At 34.5% G+C, this 6,571-nt stretch carries 4 protein-coding genes; 3 read left to right on the top strand and 1 reads right to left on the bottom strand.

Annotated features, from left to right (window positions below; genetic code table 11):
- Positions 1–186: 186 nt before the first annotated feature.
- The gene (locus tag PKC21_03120) at positions 187–825 is read right to left on the bottom strand and encodes a peroxiredoxin-like family protein (protein HMR24325.1); all 639 of its coding nucleotides are present in this window, start codon (positions 823–825) and stop codon (positions 187–189) included.
- 232 nt (positions 826–1,057) lie between these two features.
- On the opposite strand from PKC21_03120, the gene PKC21_03115 reads away from it, so the two are divergent.
- From PKC21_03115 to PKC21_03105, 3 genes are all read left to right on the top strand, one after another.
- A complete protein-coding gene (locus PKC21_03115; protein HMR24324.1) occupies positions 1,058–1,759 on the top strand; it encodes a hypothetical protein in 702 nt (233 codons plus the stop codon).
- A gap of 238 nt (positions 1,760–1,997) precedes the next feature.
- Positions 1,998–4,052: a low temperature requirement protein A gene (locus PKC21_03110; protein ID HMR24323.1), complete on the top strand. Its 2,055-nt coding sequence runs from the start codon at positions 1,998–2,000 to the stop codon at positions 4,050–4,052.
- A 245-nt stretch (positions 4,053–4,297) separates the two neighbouring features.
- Positions 4,298–6,028, top strand: a complete 1,731-nt coding sequence (locus PKC21_03105; GenBank protein HMR24322.1) for a hypothetical protein — start codon at positions 4,298–4,300, stop codon at positions 6,026–6,028.
- Positions 6,029–6,571: the final 543 nt, after the last annotated feature.

Genomic DNA, 6,571 nt, shown 5'->3' with positions numbered 1-6,571 from the left:
GGGACGGCCGACTGAATCAAAATTATATTATAAAAAGAATCGCTACTCAAATTAGCAAAACGTAGTGTGTCCCCTGATTTTGATTTATTTCTAACTATACGTGTAGGTATGGATTTAGTGTATTCGTTAAAGAGATGTTTTATGAATTTTTTGGTGCAATTGCAACACAGTTAGAGATTAAAGATATCACTGTTGAATAACATCTAGAATTTTTTTGGTGCTTAATCTTATTTTATAATCCGGATTGATATGACTGTAAGTTATTTTTCCTTTTTGATTGACCAAAAAAACAGCCGGCACAGGTAAGATATGATGTTTTTCACCGCTGGCCTCTTCTAAGTTAATGCCATAGCCAATATATTTTTTATAAGTTTCATCATCTACTCTAAACGCTAGGCCAAATTTTTTTGAAGCAACAGCCTGACTATCTGATAAAAGTGTATATTGGATTGAATTTTTGCTTAGAGTTTTTTTAAGCTGTTCTGGGGTGTCAATGCTAATGGCTACAATTTGATAGCCCTTTTTTAAAATATCTTTTTCAATACTGACTAATTCTGACAAATGCACATTACAATAGGGGCACCAGCCGCCACGGTAAAAAATTAAAACCGTCGGTTTTTCTTGAACAAGCTTGTTCAATTGAACGTCATTGTCGGTGATATCTTTTAAAGTGACTTTTGGAATACTTTGTCCAACTTGTAAAGCTTTTACTTTTTCAGGACTGTCAGGAACAGTCTGTTTTTTTGCATGGGCCAAGGGGGTCATTAAAGCGAAAGCAAGGATGAAAACAGAAAGGTAAACTTTATCAGATACTGTATGTTTCATATAAGAATGAGTAGACGACATTTAAAAAAAGAAGTCAAAAAAAATTACAAGTTAAAAACAATCAATTTTTATTTGTGGTTTATTTAGGTGCAAGACGACTTTTATTGATTTATTGCGTCTGAATAATACGCCGGGCACCGTAACCATAACCATGTTTTTTTGGGGAAGCGATGAGTTTTTATTTGTGCATAGAAACATTGAAACAATAAGAAAGGTGTGAGAAAAAACGGACATGTCTGGTTTAGAAGTTCTATGGAATAAATATGAAGAACCTGTGCAGAGGTATTTTCAACATGCTATAAAATCTACAGCGATTTTAGCCAGTTCAGTTAAGTTAAAGCAAAAAGCGAGAATGAAGCTTAATCCTAATAAACCTCACATTGTGCTGGACTGCAATCAAGTTTTAGAACCAGCTAAGGGGTTTTGCTGGAGTGGTAGATTTAAAATCTGGAGTTTACCGGCAGTTGTTCAAGATCAACTAAAAAACAATCAAGGTTCAATTTGTGTACGTGTGTTAGGAGTTCCCATTATTTATCGAAGCGATTCAAATATTACAAGATCTTCTAGAGGCAGATTGGCGGCAGAGGTAATTTGGTGTCCATCTGCACTTCTATTAAATCCATCTACTATATTTGAAACGTTAGATGAAAATACAATCCAAATAACACAAATTATTGATGATGAAGAAAATTCTCTAACTCTTGAGCTTAGTGAAGATGGTTCGGTCCGTTGTGTGAAAATGCTCAGGTTTGGGAATGAAGGAAGGCAAGATTGGGGTCTTACCCCTTATGGTTTCTCAGTTGAAGAAGAAAAGACGTTTGGAAATTATACAATTCCAACCAAATTTAGGGGAGGTTGGTGGTACGGAACGCCTCAGTTTGTTCATGAGAATGCCAGTGAGTACGAAGTTACTGGTGCAGAGTATCACTTCTAAATGCGCATAAGGAAGAAGAGCCAACTTTCCACTTGTATTCCGATGAACTTAGAGGACAGACTATGTATTGCTAATAAAGAAGTATTATTCTAATTAGAAAACATAGTGTGTCCCTAGATTTCTTACAATTATTTTTTAATTTGGTATAGCAATGAAGCTTAAAATTTTTTAATGAAACTAAAAAAATATTGTATTTACCTTGTTAAGTAATATTTATAATTTGAGATTAACTATGAGCATGCAAAATAAAATGATTCACTCCCCAATTTTCCACATGGGACACTCTCCTATAGAAAAAAAAGCCGGCTGGTTAGAACTTTTTTATGATTTAATTTATGTTGTTAGTTTTATTCAGCTTGGAGCAATGCTTTTAGAAAAAATATCTATAACGCGTTTTGGGCTAACAAGTTTTCTTTTTATTGCGTTTTGGATTTCTTGGACAGGCTACTCTTTTTACTCAAATCGCTATACGTTGGATGATGTTCCTCATCGTTTACTGGTATTCATTCATATGTTTTGTGTAGCGGCAATGACCGTTTTGTTACCAAAAGTTTTTCAAGGAAAACCAGCCCCCTTTGCGTTAATTTTTGCCTTTTCTCAGTTATTAATTGCAGCGATGCATGTTAGGAGCTACATGCAAACTGACTTTGGCCGTCAATATACTCGCTTTTGGGGAGTAGTCTTTTTTTGTTCAGCTTGTTTTTGGGTAATAGGCAGTTTTTTCCAAGGTTTACTTTTTTGGTTCTTCTCAATGTGTGGGCTACTTACAGTGTTGATATCTCCACTCCTTGGAAAGGCAAGAACTCTTGCTTCTGAATTTCCTATTGATTTAGAGCATATACGTGAGCGTTATGGTTTATTGACCATTATAGTTTTGGGAGAATCTTTTGTAAAAGTAGTAGGGGAGTTGTCTCACCATCAAACTGGAATTCACTTGATGTTTCAAGCCTGTTTTGCACTTTTACTCACCTGTGCAGCTTGGTGGATTTATTTTGATGATGTTGCCGATTCAGAAATACGCGAACAACGGTTCTCTATGCCTTTCTGGCTCTTAGGGCATATCCCACTTCAGTTTGGTATTGTATGTATGGGTTTAGGAATTAAAAAAGCAATACTGGCTGACTTTTCTAGTCCATTACCCTTTGCTTATGCAAGTTTACTTACCTTTTCAATAGCCACAGTTCTTTTAGCCAATGGTCTTATTGATACAGTAACAATACGTAAGAACTCAGAAGTTAATAATAATATTAGAGTTTACTTAAGGTTTATTTCTGGATTTATGTTTTTACTGTTAGGTTTAATATCTCAGAAAATTCCAAATGTGGGTCTTTTATGGCTATGTTTAGGCTTGATGCTCTTGCAAATTATTATTGATATTGCGTTTTCTCCGTATAAGCTTTCTAAAGAAGCAATACATCAATCAAAAAATTTAAGTGAAGTAGAACACACAAGTAAACACATACGTAAGCAAACAGAACTTAGGCCAGTAAGAAAAGGTATTCCCAATAGCTTGCGTAATGATTTATATTACGTATTTGTCAATGCCAGTTGGCCAGTGGTTTTTTTATGTATTTTTATACTGTATATTTTAAGCAATGTTGGCTTTGCACTTTTATACATGATTGTTTCATTACCAGAGTCAGGTGAAACGATAGGATTTTTTGAAGCATTTTTCTTCAGCATACAAACAATGACAACGATTGGCTATGGTGTTTTATCACCGCAAGGTTTTTATGCTGACTTGTTGGTTACAGTTGAAGCAGCTTTTGGTTTGATTGGTGTTGCATTAATTACAGGCGCACTTTTTAGTAAAATTTCCAAACCAGCATCTAAGTTACTCTTTAGTGATAAAGTTATAATTTCTAAATTTGATGGTGTTCAATGTTTGTCATTTAGAGTAGGTAACGCCAGAGGCAGTGACTTAGTTGAAGCTAAAGTGAATGTAACATTAGGAGTAGATGAAGTCACAAAAGAGGGTGAACATATGCGAAGATTTTATGATTTGCCATTAAAACGTTCGCGATCATCATATTTTAGTTTAAGTTGGAGCATTTTTCATGAAATTAATGAAAGTTCTCCTTTAAACAAATATAACCCTCAACATAAAGATTTTAGAAGTATAATTGTAACGCTAACGGGTCATGATGGAGCTTATTCTAATACGGTCTTTGCAAGACATGCCTATGTTAAAGATGATATTGTTTACGACAGATATTTTGAAGATATTTTATCTCGCATGACAGATGGAAGAATTATGATTGATTATGATAAATTTCATCAATTAAAAGCATGATTTTTAAGCGTATTTCTATATTTTCTAACTGTAGTTATTAGATAGTTATAGTAACTCTGATAAATATGAAAAACATCTAATTATTTTTGGATGAATATTTCTATAAGTGTCGTAAGTGCTAATTGTTTTTAATGATTAAATTCTATGAGATAGCCCGCTAAATTTCTTTTGATTTATTAGACGCTATGCGCTATTTAGAGTTGTTGACACAGTGAATGAGTTTGTTTGTGTTTTGAAAGGGATATATGAAGTATATTAGATTTAGCACTATTATTCTTGGATTTTCTTTGCTTTTTAACAGCCAATGGGTTTTTGCAGCATCTAAGCCTTTTTTTCATATGAGGGTTTTTGACGTAGGGGCGGGGGCCGCATCCGTTGCAAAAATTCCTATGGGAGTAAATCAAGGTTTTGAGTATGTGGTTACTGATACGGGTAAGTTTAACGATAGTCTTGAAAGTATAGAGGATTTTATTCCGAAAGGATCCACAATTCCTTATGTTTTAATCACACACGGTGATTTAGACCACATTAAGGGAGCTACTGTTTTTGCAGATAGAATTTTTAAAAAAGTAGCGGAATTAACCTTTCAATATATGAAAGAAAATAATAAGAATAACCAACTCAGAAAACATGTTGAGTCAGTCTTAGATGATTCTGGAAAAGCAAAAAGTACACGGTTGACCATTGAATGGTACAAAGAATATCGTAGCAAACTAAATTGGTTATGGGGCTCAAAAAACGATTTAATCAGATACATTAAGTCAAATATGACTTATACGTTTGGTGTTGTGCTAAGAACTGGAGCACCTAAATCTTGGGTAGATGCAGCATACAATGATGAATCCAACACTCCTACCAAAGCATGGTTGACGCTTGAAGAACAAGTGGAGCTGGGACATGATTTAGGTCTTTGGTTTGATTGGAGTATGCGAGACTTTGCCCACATTTTTTATGAAGAAATTGCATCTAAAATGTCAGGTATAGAGTTTGGTCATTTATTGCAAGATCCAAACTGGATCCAACATGATATTTTTAAACCCGTACGCGATTATTTTAAATACATTCCCCCTCAAAGCGCTAATGACTTGGTTCAGAACTTTTTTGATTATTGCTCACCAGTTATTGATAACTGTAATAGATTGTACCCATATCCAATTGGCCAAGTTTTAAAAGTTGGGCCCTATGCTAGTATTGAAATCATCAGTGGTTTTCCAAAGGCTTTAAGTTCATGGGATGATTTAGCAGATAATGAAAAAGTCAATGCCTTAGGCTTGGCAACCTCAATTACAATTTTTGGGAGAACCTTGGTTAACTTTGCAGATGCTGTAGGAGCGCATTTAGATGATTATGCGGCTAACCATCCCATTGCAACAGAACAGTACATCTTAAATTATATTTTATCAAAACCCACTCAGTCCCTTCAAGGCCTGGTCACAGGTGTTTTTGGCTCTCATCATTTCACTAGAGGTGGCAACACCGTTGAATTGCTTGAATTGGTTTATGGAGAAACACCTCAGGATGAGCGACATGCATTTGCACAGGTAGGAGGAGAACATGATCATCCACAATTTCTTGCAGCAAAACGTTTTATAGAAGCTGGTGTTCCTGCAAACAATATTTTAAGAACCAACAGAGGAGGGGTGCAAAAATTTGATGCTAACCAGCCCATTGAAAAAAGTGAATGGTGTGGCGGTCGTGGGCATATCACAGAAGTGCTCGCGCATATTCGTCAAATACATTCAGGACAGTTTGATGAAAGTATTTTTAGAGGATCTGACCCTGATTGTGAAAAGATTAGAGAGGTGATAATTTCTTTAGGCTACAACCAAATTGGTATTGATGATCCAATTAATGACGATGTGATTGATATCTATTTTGAATTCAATGAAGGTGAAGGAGCGGGTCAGTTTATTATTGATTATCAAAATAGCTTGGATGCACAAGGTATAAATCCTTTGAACCCTTTTGGTGATTAAATGACACGGTATTAATTACCAGACAACCAACTGGATTTAATTTTTGTGAAATAGCAAGTTATTCTATGCACTATTAATAAAAAAGTATGTTTTGAGATTAGAAAACATAGTGTGTCCTGTTATGTTAAGAAAATTGCGGGACACTCTATGGTCATTTAATAAAATCATGGTGCACGAAGAGAAAGTTATATTTTATGAAAAGCTAAGGGCTTGAGGGCGTAAGCCCGATCAGTCGAGTGTTTATAAAATATAATTTGCCTAAATATTTTTTAAACCATTATATGTATTCCTAGTTTAGGGTGGTAAGTTTTATTAAAAATACAAAAATCTGTCTCTAGATTTTAAAAAAGAGAACAAGCATTAGATTCTGCAAATCACACTTTAGTAGATACTCTAAGAAACTTTTCTTGTGGTAACTAAATTGGACTTAATTAATTCCGGGGGCAGCAGACTAAATTTGAATTATATAAATTTAAGAATTGCGGTAGATGTCCCTAGAATTACCAGAATTAAATTTAATATAAATTTAATAAAAATTTAACA

The sequence above is a fragment of the Oligoflexia bacterium genome (assembly GCA_035326705.1).
GTDB lineage: Bacteria > Bdellovibrionota_G > JALEGL01 > JALEGL01 > JALEGL01 > JALEGL01.
Note: the sequence above shows the minus strand (reverse complement) of the source record. Positions and strands in the feature narration are given on the sequence as shown.

What these genes read in the sequence shown, in the direction of transcription:
- PKC21_03115 (HMR24324.1), top strand. Translation starts at nt 1,058, where the DNA reads ATGTCTGGTTTAGAAGTTCTATGGAATAAATATGAAGAACCTGTGCAG.
- PKC21_03120 (HMR24325.1), bottom strand. Translation starts at nt 825, where the DNA reads ATGAAACATACAGTATCTGATAAAGTTTACCTTTCTGTTTTCATCCTT.
- PKC21_03110 (HMR24323.1), top strand. Translation starts at nt 1,998, where the DNA reads ATGCAAAATAAAATGATTCACTCCCCAATTTTCCACATGGGACACTCT.
- PKC21_03105 (HMR24322.1), top strand. Translation starts at nt 4,298, where the DNA reads ATGAAGTATATTAGATTTAGCACTATTATTCTTGGATTTTCTTTGCTT.